General features: G+C 36.3%; 3 protein-coding genes. All 3 read left to right on the forward strand.

Features of this window, described 5'->3' with window-relative positions:
- Positions 1-102 precede the first annotated feature (102 nt).
- The 3 genes from BC781_RS13045 (at position 103) to BC781_RS13055 (ending at position 18571) form a co-directional block, all read left to right on the forward strand.
- The gene (locus tag BC781_RS13045) at positions 103-13782 is read left to right on the forward strand and encodes a T9SS type A sorting domain-containing protein (protein ID WP_109618392.1); all 13680 of its coding nucleotides are present in this window, start codon (positions 103-105) and stop codon (positions 13780-13782) included.
- A gap of 422 nt (positions 13783-14204) precedes the next feature.
- Positions 14205-16724, forward strand: a complete 2520-nt coding sequence (locus tag BC781_RS13050) for a beta-mannosidase (protein ID WP_158281468.1) — start codon at positions 14205-14207, stop codon at positions 16722-16724.
- 83 nt (positions 16725-16807) lie between these two features.
- A complete protein-coding gene (locus tag BC781_RS13055) occupies positions 16808-18571 on the forward strand; it encodes an arylsulfatase (protein WP_109618396.1) in 1764 nt (587 codons plus the stop codon).
- Positions 18572-18578 lie beyond the last annotated feature (7 nt).

Genomic DNA, 18578 nt, shown 5'->3' on the forward strand with positions numbered 1-18578 from the left:
ATATGACCCCTTAGTGCGGTTTAAAGACTCCTAGCTTTGATTTAGAATTTAAATGTATCGTTTACAATTGTTAAGTCTTAGCGCCTATATAGATTTTTTACCATGAGAAATTTTATACTACTCATATTAATTCTTCAATTTTCGAGCTTGAACTTGTTTGCTCAACAGCAGCCAAGCTTGGGAAGTGGAACATTAGAAGATCCATATCAGATTGAAAACTTAGCTCATTTAAGATGGCTTTCTGAAGGTGGAAGTGATGGAACTAGCGAATCTGAAAGATGGGCATCTCATTATATTCTGACAGCAAATATTGATGCTTCTGAAACAAGTTCATGGAACTCGGGAGTAGGCTTTAAGCCCATAGGAAACGACACCCAGAATTTTACTGGAACATTTAATGGACAAGAAAATGTGATCAGTGGTCTGACCATTAAAAGACCTGCTGAAAAATATATCGGTTTGTTCGGCTTCCTTTCCGTGGGTGGTGTGGTAGAGCATTTAGGTTTGATAGATGTCAACACTGAAGGAGCTAATTTTACGGCTGGTTTAGTCGCAAAAAATAAAGGCGGTACGATATCAAAATGTTATGTGAGTGGCTCTGTAACTTCAACCGCAAAGCATATTGGAGGTTTAGTTGGAGATAATGCTTCTGATGGTAGTAATATAGGTACTGTGAGTCAATCATATTCTTTTACGAGTGTTACTGGTAATGAAAATGTAGGGGGACTAGTAGGAAGAAATAATACTAATTCAATCATTCAAGAATCATATGCAGTAGGATTGATCTCTGGGAATGCGAAATTTGGAGGTTTACTTGGTCTTAACTATGGAACTATTGAAGATTCATTTTGGGATACTGATGTTTCGGGTATAAGTACTCCTATTGATACAGAAGTAGGTTTAACTACAGCTGAATTTGGGAATGCTTCGAATTTTTCAACATGGAACTTCACATCCGTATGGACTTTATCTACAGAAATTCTGGATATCAATGTCCGTCCTTATCTGTTTATCGTTCCTACAGTTGTAGAGCACGATATTACTGTGAATACTGGTGCAAATGGAAGTATAAGTCCAGAAACTTCGACCGTGCTGGATGGCGAGGATGCAACGTTTTCAATCACTGCAGCAGTAGGCTATGAGATTTCAGGTGTATTGGTTGATGGTGTAAGTGTAGGGGCTGTGGAAAGTTATACTTTCGAAAATGTAACTACTGATCATACACTTTCAGCAAGCTTTGTCAAGTCTGTATATACAATCACAGTAACCTCAGGCAATCATGGTCAGATTAGTCCAAGTACAGCGAGTATTTCTTTTGATGAGGAGGTGACGTTTAGTATCACTGCAGATGTAGAATATGAAGTGTATTCAGTTCTTGTAAATGGAGTAGATCAAGACGCTATAACGACATATAAGTTTAGTGATATTTTCGAAGATCAAAGCATTGAAGCTATTTTCATAAAATCGGGTTTGACAGTAGCAACTGTACCAACAGGAACAGGAGATATAGCAGACCCTTATCAGATCAGTACACTTTCAGAATTGAGGTGGCTTTCTGAGGGAATTGATGGCGGTATGACTGATGCAGATCGTTGGAACAAACATTATGTTTTAACATCAAATATCGATGCTTCAGAGACTGAGCATTGGAATTTGGAATCGGGCTTTAGGCCAATAGGAAATAATGGGAATGGTCTGAAATTCTTTGGTAGTTTTGATGGTCAAGAACATGTTATTTCAAATCTTACGATAGATAGATCAACTGAAAAATATATTGGTTTATTTGGTTACTTGAAGGATGGTGCAGAAGTAAAGAATTTAGGTTTAATCGATGTTTCCATTTCAGGACAAAATTTTACGGGAGGTCTTATTGGTAAAAATGAGAAATCAACTGTAAGTCAGTGTTATGTGAGTGGTTCAATCACTTCAACAAATAAAACTGTAGGAGGACTTGTAGGAGATAATGCAAATGAAGCTTTGGTTTCAAAATCTTATTCTTTTGCAGATGTAAGTGGAGTAACTAATGTAGGAGGAATTGTAGGAGGAAATTATAGCTCAAGTAGCATATCTGAATGTTATGCTGTAGGATATGTAACAGGAACTACAGCCCTTGGTGGTTTGATAGGATTGAATAATTCTGGCTTATCATTCACTGATTCTTATTGGGATATTGAAACAACGAATCAGTCTATTTCAGCAGGTTCTGATGAAAGTTTATTTGGTTTAACAACGGCTGAATTTTCAGATGCTACACAATTCATTGATTGGGATTTTACTTCTGACTGGGCAATCTATTCAACAACTTTGGATGCTAATCCACGTCCTTACCTTTTTATTGACAGATTTACAGTAAGTGTAACAGAAAATGTAGGTGGAAGTATTTCACCTAGTACTACTGAATTTCTAAAAGGTGAAAATCAAATCTTTACGATAGAGGCAGCTACAGGTTATGAAGTAGCAGATGTTTTGGTAGATGGAGCAAGTGTTGGGGTAGTAGAGAGTTATACTTTTAATGATATTTCAACGGATCATACAATCTCTGCTACTTTTGAGAAAGTACTTTATACGATTACAGCAACTGTAGGTGATCATGGTCAGATAAGCCCAAGTTCTGCAAGTTTATATTTTGATGAAGAGATAACTTTTACGATAACTCCTGATTTAGAATATGAAGTGTATTCAGTTCTTGTGAATGGAGAAGATCAAGGTGCTATCACAAGCTATACTTTTAGAGATATTTATGAAGGTCAGAGTATTGAGGTTACTTTCATAAAGTCTGGTTTGACTGAAGCTACTATTCCAACAGGAACAGGAGACATATCAGACCCTTATCAGATTAGTAATCTTTCAGAATTAAGATGGCTGTCTGAGGGAATTGATAGCGGTATGACTGATGCAGATCGTTGGAATAAACATTATGTTTTAACATCAAATATCGATGCTTCGGAAACAGTACATTGGAATTCAAATCTAGGTTTTAGACCGATTGGAAATGATACTGATAATTTTAGTGGAAGTTTCGATGGGCAAGAGTTTGTGATAGACGGACTTACAATGGTACGAAGTGATGAGAAGTTTGTAGGTCTGTTTGGTGTAATATCGAGTGGAGAAGTCCAAAATCTTGGATTGACTTCTGTGGATATAGAGGGAAAGAATGCGGTAGGTAGTATTGCAGGGAAACTTGATGGTGCGAATATAGAAAGTTCTTATGCGAGTGGATCAGTTCAGATAACAACAAAAAATGGAGGAGGATTAGTCGGTAGTATGACTAATGGCTCTATACTTGAGAAAGCATATTCATTTGTAAATGTTGATGGTCTCACAAATACAGGTGGTTTGGTTGGTGCCAATTATGGTTCAACAATACGAGAGAGTTATGCAGTAGGAAGTGTGTTGAGCACAGAAGCTTCAGTAGGAGGATTAGCAGGTTTAGCAGACGGTTCATCGCTAGTAGAAACCTCATATTGGGATGTTGAGACAACAACTCAATCAATTTCATCTGGATCAGATGAAAGTTTATTTGGTTTAACAACGGCTGAATTTTCAGATGCTACACAATTCATTGATTGGGATTTTACTTCTGACTGGGCAATCTATTCAACAACTTTGGATGCTAATCCACGTCCTTACCTTTTTATTGACAGATTTACAGTAAGTGTAACAGAAAATGTAGGTGGAAGTATTTCACCTGGTACTACTGAATTTCTAAAAGGTGAAAATCAAATCTTTACGATAGAGGCAGATGCAGGTTATGAAGTAGCAGATGTTTTAGTAAATGGAGCAAGTATTGGGGTAGTAGAGAGTTATACTTTTAATGATATTTCCTCGGATCATACAATCTCAGCTACTTTTGAGAAAGTACTTTATACGATTACAGCAACTGCAGGTGATCATGGTCAGATAAGCCCAAGTTCTGCAAGTTTATATTTTGATGAAGAGGTAACTTTTACGATAACTCCTGATTTAGAATATGAAGTTTATTCAGTTCTTGTGAATGGAGAAGACCAAGGTGTGAACACGACCTATACTTTTAGAGATATTTATGAAGGTCAGAGCATTGAGGTTATTTTCATAAAGTCTGGATTGATTGAAGCTACTATTCCAACAGGAGCAGGAGACATATCAGACCCTTATCAGATTAGTAATCTTTCAGAATTAAGATGGCTGTCTGAGGGAATTGATAGCGGTATGACTGATACAGACCGTTGGAACAAACATTATGTTTTAACATCAAATATCGATGCTTCGGAAACAGTACATTGGAATTCAAATCTAGGTTTTAGACCGATTGGAAATGATACTGATAATTTTAGTGGAAGTTTCAATGGACAAGAGTTTGTGATAGACGGACTTACGCTTGCACGAGGTGATGAGAAGTTTGTAGGTTTGTTTGGTGTAATATCGAGTGGACAAGTCCAAAATCTTGGATTGACTTCTGTGGATATAGAAGGGAAAAATGCGGTAGGTAGTATTGCAGGAAAACTTGATGGTGCAAATATAGAAAGTTCTTATGCGAGTGGATCAGTTCAGATAATAACAAAAAATGGAGGAGGATTAGTCGGTAGTATGACTAATGGCTCTGTACTTGAGAAAGCATATTCATTTGTAAATGTTGATGGTCTCACAAATACAGGTGGTTTGGTTGGTGCCAATTATGGTTCAACAATACGAGAGAGTTATGCAGTAGGAAGTGTGTTGAGTACAGAAGCTTCAGTAGGAGGATTAGCCGGTTTAGCAGACGGTTCATCGCTAGTAGAAAATTCGTATTGGGATATTGAGACAACAACTCAATCAAATTCATTTGGATCAGATGAAAGTTTATTTGGTTTAATAACAGCTGAGTTTTCAGATGCTACACAATTCATTGATTGGGATTTTACTTCTGACTGGGCAATCTATTCAACAGCATTAGATGCTAATCCACGTCCTTACCTTTTTATTGATAGATTTACAGTAAGTGTAACAGAAAATGTAGGTGGAAGTATTTCACCTGGTACTACTGAATTTCTAAAAGGTGAGAATCAAATCTTTACGATTGAGGCAGATGCAGGTTATGAAGTAGCAGATGTTTTGGTAGATGGAGCAAGTGTTGGCGTAGTAGAGAGTTATACTTTTAATGATATTTCAACGGATCATACCATCTCAGCAACTTTTGAGAAAGTACCTTATACGATTACAGCAACTGCAGGTGATCATGGTCAGATAAGCCCAAGTTCTGCAAGTTTATATTTTGATGAAGAGGTAACTTTTACGATAACTCCTGATTTAGAATATGAAGTTTATTCAGTTCTTGTGAATGGAGAAGAACAAGGTGCTATCACAAGCTATACTTTTAGAGATATTTATGAAGATCAGAGTATTGAGGTTATTTTTATAAAGTCTGGATTGGCTGAAGCTACTATTCCAACAGGAACAGGAGATATAACAGACCCTTATCATATTAGTAATCTTTCAGAATTAAGATGGCTGTCTGAGGGAATTGATGGCGGTATGACTGATACAGATCGTTGGAGCAAGCACTATATTTTGACATCAAATATCGATGCTTCGGAAACAGTACATTGGAATTTTGATCTAGGATTTAACCCGATTGGAAATGATACTGATAATTTTAGTGGAAGTTTCAATGGGCAAGAATTCAAAATTGAAGGTCTATCAATAAACCGTATAGATGATAAATTTGTAGGTTTATTTGGTGTTTTATCAAATGCAGAAGTTCAAAACTTAGGTCTTACAGAGGTAAATATTATCGGTAAGAATGCAGTGGGAGCATTAGCAGGTAAAGCAGAATCTACAACTATTTATACTTCTTATGCAAGTGGGGAGTTATTGGCTACTACTAAAAATGGAGGTGGTTTAGTCGGAAGTATGACTGCTGGCTCAATTCTGCAAAAATCATATTCTTTTGTAAATGTAGAAGGACTAACAAATACAGGAGGATTAGTTGGTGCAAACTACGGCTCTACAATTGATGAATGTTATGCAGTAGGTTCTGTCGTGAGTTCTGAGAATTCTAAAGGAGGAATAGTTGGTTTGGCTGATGGTTCTTCAATGATCACAAATACATTCTGGGATACAGAAACTTCTAGTATTACATCTGCGAAAAGTACTGAAGTAGGTTTAGCAACAATTGATTTTTCTGATTCTTCAAATTTTGTGGATTGGGATTTTTCTTCTGATTGGGCAATTTATACCACAAATTTGAATGCGAACCCTCGTCCTTATTTGTTTATCGATAGATACACGGTTAGTGTGAGTTCAGGTTTAGGTGGCCGTATATCACCAACGTCAAGTACTGTGGTAGAAAATGGAAATCAAACTTTTACAATAGTGGCTGATGCAGGCTACATATTATCTGATGTATTAGTTGATGGTTCAAGTGTTGGTGCTGTAGAAAGTTATACTTTCGAGAATGTAACAGGAGATCATACAATATCAGCTAGTTTCGAAAAAGAACTTTATACAATAACTGCATCAGCTGGAAGTAATGGTCAAATTAGTCCAAGTACAGAAAGCATTTATTTTGACGAAGAGAAAACGTTTACAATATCAGCAGATTTAGGCTTTGAAGTCTATTCAGTGTCTGTCAATGGTGTTGACCAAGGCGCAATTACCGAATATACTTTTAGAGATATTTATGAAAATCAGAATATTGAAGCTGTTTTTATCAGATCAGCAGTAGCACCTACAGGAAATGGTACTTTTACTGATCCGTATCTGATTAGTTCACTTGCAGGCTTACGTTGGTTATCAGAAAATACTGATGATGTCGACCGTTTGACAAAACATTATGTTTTAACAGATACAATAGATGCTTCAGAAACCTTAGATTGGCATAATGGGAAAGGTTTTGTTCCAATAGGAGATGGTACTCATGCTTTTACAGGGAGTTTTAATGGGCAGACTAACCTTATTCAAGGGCTTGTAATTAATAGAGAAAATGAAGAATCTATTGGTTTATTTGGTCATTTAAAAGACGGTGCAAAAGTTAGAAGTATAGGATTAGTAGACTCGAACATCAAAGGGAAAAAGTTTGTTGGAGGTATTGCCGGTAAAAGTGAGGCATCTAGTATTGAGCAATGTTTTGTGACAGGAAAGGTAGAGGCAACGGATAAAACAGTAGGGAGTTTAGTCGGAGATAACTTTTCAAATGCATTTATCTATCGCGCTTATTCACTTGCAGGAGTAATAGGTGATAGTAATGTTGGAGGACTTGTTGGAAGAAATACAACAGAAGCAATGATTAAAGAGTCTTTTGCTGTTGGTCAAGTAATAGCAAACAGCAAAGCTGGAGGACTAATAGGAATTAATTATGCTACAGTCTTAGACTCATATTGGGACAAGGAAACAACAGGACAGTTGGTTTCATCGGGTTCTGATGAATCAATTTATGGTTTGAATACAGTAGAGTTTGCAGATTCGAACAATTTTCCAACTTGGGATTTTGAACATGCTTGGGAAATCGGAATAGAGGAGTGGGATGTTGTTTCTCGACCATATCTATATACAAATCAAGCACAAGAATTTGTTATAGATGTTATTAAAAATACTGAAGGGGTATATACTTATGAAAAAGTATTTCTTTTTAGAGGAGAAAGTTTAGAATTCAGATTAGGGCAGCGTCCTGGTTATGTGCTATCAAATCTTTTGGTAAATGGCGATAGTTTAGGTCCTTTAGGTAGCTATATTTTCAAAGAGGTAGAAGAGAATCATACAATTGAAGGTGAATTTGAAAGAGAGCTATATCAAATCACAGTACTTCCTACTGAACATGGAAGTATAGATTTAGGAAATACGGAAATTTATGTTGACGAAGAAAAAAACTTCCAATTTACACCAGAAGTTGGTTATGAGGTTTTTTCAATTTTAGTCAATGGAAAGGTAAAGTCACCAAGTGATTCTTATACTTTTTCAAATGTAACTAAAGATCAGACCCTTGAGGTGTTATTTACCAAGTCTGGATTAACTTTAGCTTCAGAGCCCGAGAATGGAGATGGATCAGTTGAAAACCCTTATGAGATTGGTACATTAGCAGAATTGAGATGGTTATCAGAAGGAGGGAATGGTGCACCAAAAAATTCTGTCCGTTGGGCAATGCATTATATTCTTACTGATACAATTAACGCAATAGAAACACGAGAGTGGAATGCAGGTTATGGTTTTACTCCGATAGGTGATGATAATAACAAGTTTAAAGGGACTTTTGACGGTCAAGGTAATTACATTGACAGTCTATATATTCAGAGAGAAACGGGTAAAGTAGGACTTTTTGGTCAGATCAAAGAGGCTAAGATTAAACGTGTGAATTTAAGGAATGCCGAAATAGAAGGAAGTAGTGTTGTTGGAGGTTTAGTAGGAAAGGCATCTTGGTCTATTATCGAAAATGTATCTGTAACTGGAGGTATTTCAGCCGTAAGTAAAAGTGTTGGAGGAGTTGTCGGGGAGTTAACTGAGAATTCTGTTTTATTAAGAGCTTCATCTTTTGCATCTGTATATAGCCCAAAAAATGTAGGTGGTTTAGTCGGAGCAAATTATTCATCAAGTTTAGTGCAAAGTTATGCTGTAGGTTTAGTGAATGGCTCTGACAAAACAGGAGGGCTTATTGGTATTGAAAATACAACAGCGACAGTATTAGATTCATATTGGGATCGTGTAACAACAGGACAATTAGTTTCTGCAGGTTCTGATGATACTTCAGGTTTATCGACTGCAGATTTTGAAGTCGCTACAAATTTTGAGAATTGGAATTTTGTAGATGTTTGGAATATTGAGTTAAAGGACGAATTTAATAATACACCTCGACCATATTTATTATCGGTAGAGCCTTCTAATACTTATTCGATTACAGTAGTAGAAAGTGATAGTGGACAAATATCTCCAACAACTATTCAGTTGGCAGAAAATGAGCGCATGTCATTTAATATTGTTCCTAATAAAGGTTTTGAAATTGAGCAACTTAAAATAGATGGAGTAGATCAAGGTGTTTTGACAAAATATACCTTCGATGCAATTCAGTCTAACCATGAAATCGAGGCGAAATATAAAGAAGTTGTTTATAATATATCTTTGAGTTACTCTATAAATGGAACAGTAACAGAAAGTGATACAGAAACGCCTTTACAAATTACTTTTGATGATTCTAGAACTTTCACTTTTATGCCTGAAGATGGTTATGAAGTTTCTTCTGTCTTAGTTAATGGAAAGGAGAAAGGTGTCGTAACAGAATATACATTTACGGATGTTTTTGAAGATCAAACCTTAGAGGTGTTCTTTACAAAATCGGGCCTTACATTAGCTTCTATGCCGGCTAAGGGCTACGGAACAATTGATGATCCATACCAAATTGAAACACTTTCAAATTTAAGGTGGCTATCGGAAGGAGGATCATCAACATCAAATGATTTGGCTAGTGGAAGTAGATACTTTTTATTGAGTAATGAAATTGATGAAAGTCAAAATACAAGTGAGCAACTAACAGGTAGGGATGTAAGTACAAAAGAACGCTGGAATAGCCATTACATTCTTATCGATAATATTAATGCTTCGGGTAGCAAAGATTGGAATTCGGAATTAGGTTTTAGTCCGATTGGTACAGAAGACATACCTTTTAAAGGAACTTTCAATGGACAAGGTTTTACCATCGATTCTTTAGTTATTAATAGACCAAATGATAATAATATTGGACTATTTGGTTTTACTGAAGGAACTTATGTAGAACAAGTTGGTCTAACTAATGTAAGTGTTACAGCTAATGCTTTTGTTGGTGGACTGGTAGGAAAAGTATATGGTTCGACGATTGAAAGAACGTATGTCTCAGGTAATATTTCTGTTACAGATAAGAATGTCGGAGGATTAGTGGGAGAACTAAATAAAGGTTCTCTGATTCATAAATCGTATTCTTTGACAAATGTATTTGGAGCCAAAAATGTGGGAGGTCTTGTAGGGGCAGCATATACATCAGATGTTTTAGAAAGTTATGCTGTAGGTCAAGTTTTAGGATCTAGTAATACAGGAGGTTTAGTAGGAACTACAAATTCTTCAGCTCAAATTCTAAAGTCATACTGGGACAAAGAGACGAGTAATCAGGCAAGTTCATCAGCTTCTGCAGATGCTTTTGGACTGATAACTTCTGAGTTTAATACCTCTTTGAGTTTTGAAGACTGGAATTTTGAGAATTCATGGAAGCTTGAGAATATCAGTTCATTAGACAGTGTCGCTCGTCCTCATTTATTCTTACATGAGTCATTACCACTCTATACAATAGAAGTATTGGAAAGTGAAGGAGGGCAAATTAGAAGTAGAACTCTACAGATGAATCAGAGTGATTCCGTCAGATTCAAAATACAAGCAGATGCAGGTTACCAGATCGCAGATGTATTGGTTGATGATGAAAGTCAAGGAGCTCTGTCTGCGTATACCTTTGTAGATGTAAATTCATCACAAACGATTTCAGCTACTTTTGATAAAATAGACTACACAATTACGTTTATTACTGATAAATATGGAAGTGTTGATTCAGGTGATACCACTATTCAATTTGATGAAGTAAAGACCTTTAATTTTCTTCCTGAAGACGGCTATGAAGTGTATTCAGTTAAACTGAATGGGGAAGAACAATTGGTGTCAGAGTCATATACCTTCAAAAATATATTTGCCAATCAAACGCTAGAGGTCTTCTTTATCAAATCAGGATTGGCCGTTGCAACAGAACCAACAATGGGTACAGGAACAGACTCTGATCCTTATCAAATCAGTAATCTTTCAGAATTGCGATGGTTGTCTGAAGGTTTGGAAACAGGAATGTCTGATTCAGTCCGTTGGAGCAAGCACTATTTGGTTACAGAAAATATAGATGCGTCAGAGACATTCCACTGGAATTTGGAAGAAGGATTTTCACCGATCGGTACAGACAAAATACCATTTACAGGTAGTTTGAATGGTCAAGGTTTTGAGATTGATTCCCTGACAATTAATAGATCAGAAGGTAAACAAGTAGGATTGTTTGGTTTTGTGTCAGATGCTCACATTCATCAATTAGGCTTAACAGATGTCTCACTTTTAGGTAAATCATCTATTGGAGGTCTAGCAGGTAAAGCTGTTGGCTCGATCATAGAACGAGTTTATGTAAGTGGAGATTTAGAATCTACAGAGAAATCAATTGGTGGACTAATTGGAGAGATTGGTAAAAATACTTTTGTTCACCGAAGCTTTTCACTAGCCAATGTTACAGGAATTAGAAATGTCGGAGGACTTTTAGGAGCCTGTTACAATTCAAGTGTGCTAGAAAGTTATGCTGTAGGTAAAGTTTTAGGAGAAGAAAATAACGGCGGTTTAGTAGGGCAAGTAAACTCAACTGCCAAGGTTGAAAAGTCTTATTGGGATACAGAAACTACTCAGCAGACTGTATCAGCAGGTTCAAAAGCGAAGTTTGGATTGATTAGCGAGAACTTTGCAGCAGACAGTAGTTTCGTGGATTGGAACTTAGATGTAGTTTGGAGTCTAGAAACAGTTTCTGAATTGGATAGTTTGGTCAGGCCTTATTTATTCCGAGATGGAAATACGAATGTTCACTTTATCAGTGTAGCAGATAGTGTAGGAGGAAGTATAAGTCCGAGAAGCTTGAGTTTAACTGAAGGAGAAACAAGAGTTTATAAAATTAAAGCAGAAAATGGTTATCAGATTGTAGATGTGTTCGTCGACTCTGTAAGTCAAGGAGCTTTAAGTGAATATACTTTTGTAGAGGTTTCTTCTGCACATTCGATTTCAGCAAGTTTTGAGAAAATTCCTTATGAGATTACGGTAAATGTAGGAAACCATGGCGAGGTAGATTCGTCAAGTACGACGATTTTCTATGATGAAGTGAAGACCTTTAAGTTCACCGCAGATGAAGGTTATGAGGTTCATTCAGTCTATGTGAATGGTGAAGATTTGGGAGTGATTTCGGAATATACTTTCCAAGATATATTTGCTAATCAAACGCTTGAAGTCTTCTTTATCAAATCAGGATTGGCCGTAGCAACAGAGCCAACAATAGGTACAGGAACAATCTCTGATCCTTATCAAATCAGTAATCTTTCCGAATTGAGATGGTTATCCGAAGGATTGGAAACAGGAATGTCTGATTCAGTCCGTTGGAGCAAGCACTATTTGGTTACAGAAAATATAGATGCTTCAGAGACATTCCACTGGAATTTGGAAGAAGGATTTTCACCAATCGGTACAGACAAAATACCATTTACAGGAAGTTTGAATGGTCAAGGTTTTGAGATTGATTCTTTGACAATTAATCGACCTGAAGCAAAGTATGTAGGGCTGTTTGGTTTTGCAGAAGAAGCGGTGATTAAAAAGTTAAAAGTTAAAGACGTAAGTATTGATGGGTTTAATTTTGTAGGAGGAATTGCAGGTAAAGTTAAAGCCACGATTCTAGAAAAGTCTTGGGTTTCAGGTCTAATAACCTCATCGAATAAATCCGTAGGAGGTATTTTAGGTGAAATTGCTGATGAATCAATCTTAAGTAAAGTTTATTCTTATGCTACTGTAATAGGGAATAAAAATGTCGGTGGCTTGGCTGGAGCAAATTATACCTCATTAATACAAGAAAGTTATGCTGTAGGGCATATTGAGGGGGCTCAAGATGTTGGAGGCTTGGTTGGTAACTCAAATTCTTCTGCAAGTGTAGTTAATGCTTACTGGGACATAGAAACTACAGGACAGCTTATATCTTCAGCTTCTGAAAAAGATGCAGGACTAGAAACCTTACAATTTGCAGATACAATAAACTTTAAATCATGGGATTTTGAAAAAGACTGGAAACTAAAAGTACAGACCGAGCTTGACAGTGTTGTTCGTCCTCATTTCTTCGATCAGAGCACAGTAGATTCTTATATCATTAGAGTGAAAGGGACAAAAAATGGAGTTATCTCTCCAGGTTCAATTGAAGTAAATGAGGGAGAAAGTAAGAACTTTGAGTTTATAGCAGAGCAAGGTTATAAAGTATCAAATGTTTGGGTTGATGGAGATAGTATAGGATCTGTAGAGAATTATGAATTTAGTAACGTTCAAGATTATCATACTATTGAAGCTACTTTTGAGAAAGCTCTTTATTCAATAGAAGTCCTTTCTGAAGGAAATGGTACTTTAAGTCTTCAAGATACCACAATGGTATTCGATGATATAATTGAACTGGTATTTACACCAGAAGTTGGATATACTATTTTAGATGTCTTACAAAATGAAGTCAGTTTAGGTAGGGTTGAAACTTTAAATCTCACAGACATTTATGAAGATCAAATCATTCGAGTGATTTTTGGAGATTACCCGATCTATACCATACCGGCTTTAGCAGGGGAAAACGGTAGTATTTATCCAGAAATAGCAGAGGTTGTAGAAGGACAAGATCAATTATTTGAAATCATTCCTGAAGAGGGATATGAAGTTCAAGAAGTATTTATCGATTCTATGTCTGTTGGAGCTATAACAGAGTACTTGTTTGAAAGTGTCGCAGGAGATAGAACCATATCAGCAATTTTCAAAAAGATAAAAGTACTAGATGCTCCAGAAGGCATCTCTGTAAATATCTATCCAAATCCTACTTCAAGAATTGTCAATATCCAGAATATAGAGAAGGGTAAATCAGTGGTTGTTTATTCAGTACTAGGTAAAGAAGTATTGCAGTTGAAGTCTGATGGAACGCTACTAGAAATTGATCTGAAAGGTTTAGATACTGGAGTTTATTTTATCCAGATAGAAGATGTAGGTGTGACCAAGGTTGTAAAAGAATAAGGTAAATAAGTAATCGATTAATTTAACTCTGTAAGCTCGTGATAAAGATCATGAGTTTGCAGAGTTTTTTTATGGCTGAATTTTAGAGTTGATACTTTTAACATCTACATATCTTAAAAACAGAAAAGTTATTGGTTTGAAGGTTACTTTTTAAAAGTAGGGTCTATGATACTTTAAAGGCAGGTAATTAAAGATATATACCCTTCTATTTTTGAGATTTCACCCTTTTTGCAATTTTCTTTAAGTGTACTTTTGAAACGTATTCAAAGTCAAAAAATATTCTATCCGGATTGAGATTTAAAATTGATCGTTCATAGATAATAGATATAGACATGAGGATGAACTTCAGAAAAACATTACAATTAGTATTATGCTTTATCGGGCTTTCGCTCCAAGGTTTTGGACAGTCAAAAGTTCTAGAGATGACAATCGATAAGGATTGGGTGTTTAGCCAAGCAGAAAAGAAAGAATGGTTAAAGGCATCTGTTCCTGGTTGTGTTCATACTGACCTTTTAAAGCATAATAAAATTGAAGATCCTTTTTTTGGAACCAACGAAAAGAAAGTCCAATGGATTGATAAAAAGGATTGGATCTATCAAACAAGCTTCACTGTAGATAAGAATACTTCATCTCACAATCATCAAGAGTTGATTTTTGAGGGACTAGATACATACGCTGATGTATATCTTAATGAAGAAAAAATTCTTTCTGCAAATAACATGTTCCGTACATGGAAAGTAGATGTGAAAAATATCCTTAAAGAAGGAAAAAACACACTGAAAATTTATTTCCATTCTCCAATAAAAGTAGCAGAGCCATTATGGGATGAGGTAGGTTACCCTCTTTATGCGATCAATGATGATGCGAAAACTGGAGGTACAGGAGATAAAAAATTGAGTGTGATGACTCGTAAGGCTGGATACCAATATGGATGGGACTGGGGTCCGCGTTTGGTGAGTTCAGGTATCTACCGTCCAATTACGCTAAAGTCATGGGGTGCTACAACTATCGAAAATGTACATTATACGCAGCACAATATGTCTGAGAAAAATGTGACAGTAAAAGGAAAGGTAAACCTTACTTCACATGCTAAAAGTAAAGCAAAAGTACAGATTGTGGATGCTAAGAGTGGTGTAGTTTACACTGATACTAAGGTGAAATTATCAAAAGGACAAAATGCAGTTTCATTCTCCTTTGATATCAAAAATCCGAAACTGTGGTGGTCAAACGGGTTGGGTGAGCAAAACCTTTATACATTAAAAGCTCAGGTTACAATCGATGGTGAAGTACAAGATGAGAAAGTAGAAAACATTGGTATTCGTACCATTGAACTTAATACAGCAAAAGACGAAATAGGAGCCGCATTTTCATTCAGACTTAACGGTCAAGATGTATTTATGAAAGGAACAAATTACATTCCTGGAGATATGTTCTTAGACAGAGTTTCGGATGAAAAATTAGAGGAAACAATTAAAGCTTGTGCTGATGCAAATATGAATATGATTCGTGTTTGGGGTGGCGGAACTTACGAAAGAGATTTATTCTATGACCTTTGTGATAAATATGGACTTCTAGTTTGGCAAGACTTTATGTTTGCTTGTAGTCTTTACCCAGGAGACGAAGCTTTTGTTGAAAATGTGAAAGCTGAGGTAAAAGATAACGTGATTCGTTTGAGAAATCACCCATCATTGGCAATGTGGTGTGGAAATAACGAGATTGAGTGGGCTTGGTTTGGATGGGGAATCCAGAAGCAAATGAAATGGTCTGAAGCAGATTCTACCAAAATCATCAATGATTACTTCAGATTATTTACTGAAGAAATTCCAAACGTTTTAGGTGAGTATGACAACAGAGATTATTGGGCTTCTTCTCCTTATTTCAGAAAGTATGGCGATCACCTAGAAAATGAAGGAGACAGACACCTTTGGGATGTTTGGAAAGGGCCAAAAGCTTGGACATACTACAAAGAACATGTACCTCGTTTTATGAGTGAGTATGGTTACCAAGGTTATCCTGAAGTTGCTACGCTTAAAAACTATGTGAAAGAAGAGGATATGAATTTGTGGTCTCCGGCTATGAGAAACCATCAGAAAGCTAAGTATGGTAACAAAAGAATTCTTAAGAATGTACAGAAAGAGTTTGATGTAAATGGTAAAGACGATTTTGAAAAGTTTGTCTATATCTCTCAGATGTACCAAGCATATGATGTGAAATTCGCCGTAGAAACACATCGTAGAAATATGCCACATTGTATGGGTACTTTATACTGGCAAGTAAATGATTGTTGGCCAGTAGCGAGTTGGGCAAGTATTGATTATGAAGGACGTTGGAAAGCTGTTCATTATGCCGTAAGAGATAGTTATAAAAATGTCATTGTATCTATTTCAGAAGAAAATAAAGATTTCCATATCTATACCGTTTCAGATAAACTTGAAGATGAGTCTGCGGACTTAACGCTTAAAGTAATGGACTTTGATGGCAAAGTAATTTATGAGAATAAAGAGCTTGTACAAGTTCAAGCGAATTCAAGTAAGTTCCAATTTGTGATTCCGAGCACACTAGTTCCTTTAAATAGAGCAAATCTTGTAGTAGTAGCAGAGCTGTCTAGAGATGGAAAAGTCATTGATAGAAACGAATACTTCAGTATCAGAAATAAAGATTTGGCATTAGTAACGGATTATACACTTGAGCAAGAGATCGTTAAGAATGCAGATAATTCGTATTCAATTACACTTAAAACTGATAAGCTTTTAAGGGGAGTTAAGCTTGAAAGTCAAGATCATACAGGAAGCTGGTCAGATAATTATTTTGATATGCTACCAGGAGAGTCTGTGGAAGTCGTGTGGTATCCATCTTCAGATAGTACTGAAGAAATGAGCTTCAAAGCTATTACCATGAATCAGATGCTTTCAAAGCAGCCAGTACAAAAGATGAGTAAATAAATTTTCTTTCAGAAAGGGTTCTTTAGCAATCAGAACCTAAAGAACCTTTCTACTTTTTAAGTTACACTCAGAAGATAGTAAAGATGTTAAAGCAAAGCTTTTTAAAGAAAATCATCCTTGTCGGACTATGCCTAATTGGTGTACAGTCTGTACAAGCGCAAAAGCAAAGACCCAATGTGGTTATTGTAATGGCAGATGATCAAGGGTATGGTGATCTGGGTATTACTGGTAATGAATATATTTCAACACCTAACATTGATAATTTTGCTGAAGAGAATATTACTTTTGACCGTTTTATGGTCAATGCAGTATGTGCTCCTACAAGAGCGAGTTTCTTGACAGGAAGGCACAACTTGGCAACAGGTGTAAATTGGGTGACTCGAAGAAAAGAAGTGATGAATAGCGAGGAAGTAACAATTGCTGAGCTTTTCAAAACTTATGGGTATAAAACAGGACTTTTTGGGAAATGGCATAATGGTGCTCAATATCCGCATAACCCTGTAGGACAAGGTTTCGATACTTTTTTAGGTTTTTGCGCAGGTCACTGGAACAATTACTTTGATACAAAATTAGAGAATGAAAAGGGTGAGTTTGTACAAACTAAGGGCTATATTGCAGATGTACTTACAGATCACGCAATTTCATTTATCGAAGAAAATAATAAGGAACCATTTTTGTGTTTTGTTCCTTACAATACACCACATGCACCATTTCAAGTTGCAGATGAGTACTTTGATAAGTATAAAAAACAAGGCTTAGATGATCGTACTGCGGCTGTTTATGGTATGGTTGAAAATATCGATGATAATGTAGGTCGATTGATTCAGTCTTTAAAAGATAACGGACTATGGGAAAATACAATCTTCATTTATACATCAGATAATGGACCAAATGGAGAGCGATACAATGCTGGAATGAAAGGTAAAAAAGCTACAGTTCATGAAGGTGGAGTAAGAGTACCATTTTTTATGAAAGTGCCAGGATATGGGGAGGGAAATATTAAAGAGTTAACAGCGCACATTGATATTTTACCTACTATTTCAACACTATGTAATGTAGAAGTGCCTTCAGAACTTGACATTCACGGTAGTGATTTAAGTCCATTGTTGAAAGGACAGTCATGGGAGGAACGTACAATTTTTACTCATAACCAACCTTGGAACTTTGAAGAAGCACCAGCAGGAGCCGTAAGAACGGAGCAGTATCGATTGGTATTCAGTAAAGACAATGATACCACTTTATATGATATGCAGATCGATCCAAATCAAGAGCTTGACATTAGTGCTAAACATCCTCAAGTTGTAGAAGATTTGGGAAAGGCTTATCATGAGTGGTTTATAGATGTAACTAGCGGTGGTCATGAACCAAAGGTTCCTCGCATTGAAGTAGGTGATACAGAGTATGTATATCTTCCTGCTGTAGATGGAAAAACAAAGAACAAAGTTCGCTATCAAGGAAAAGGTTGGTCAAACGACTGGGCTAAAAACTTCAAGAATAAAAAAGGCGTGATCAGTTGGGATCTTAAAGTAGTTGAAGATGGAGAATACACTTTCGATGCACTTTATAGCCTCTCAGAATCTTTTACAGGTTTTAAACTGATCCTTGAACTTGGAGAGCAACAATTGTCAGCTTCAATGACCGATGCTTTTGTTTCAGAGCTAATCCCAAGTCCAGATAGAGAAGAGAGAACTGAGGTTCACGAATACACTTGGGGTACTAAATCTGTGGGTAAGCTATTCCTTAAGAAAGGGAAGTACAGCTTGAAAGTGAGAGTAAGTAATGAAATTGATCCTAAAAATGATTTCAGACTAAAAGAGATCATTATCAAGGGTGTGACACAATCTTAATTTTTTG

The sequence above is a fragment of the Sediminitomix flava genome (assembly GCF_003149185.1).
In the GTDB taxonomy this organism is placed as follows: domain Bacteria; phylum Bacteroidota; class Bacteroidia; order Cytophagales; family Flammeovirgaceae; genus Sediminitomix; species Sediminitomix flava.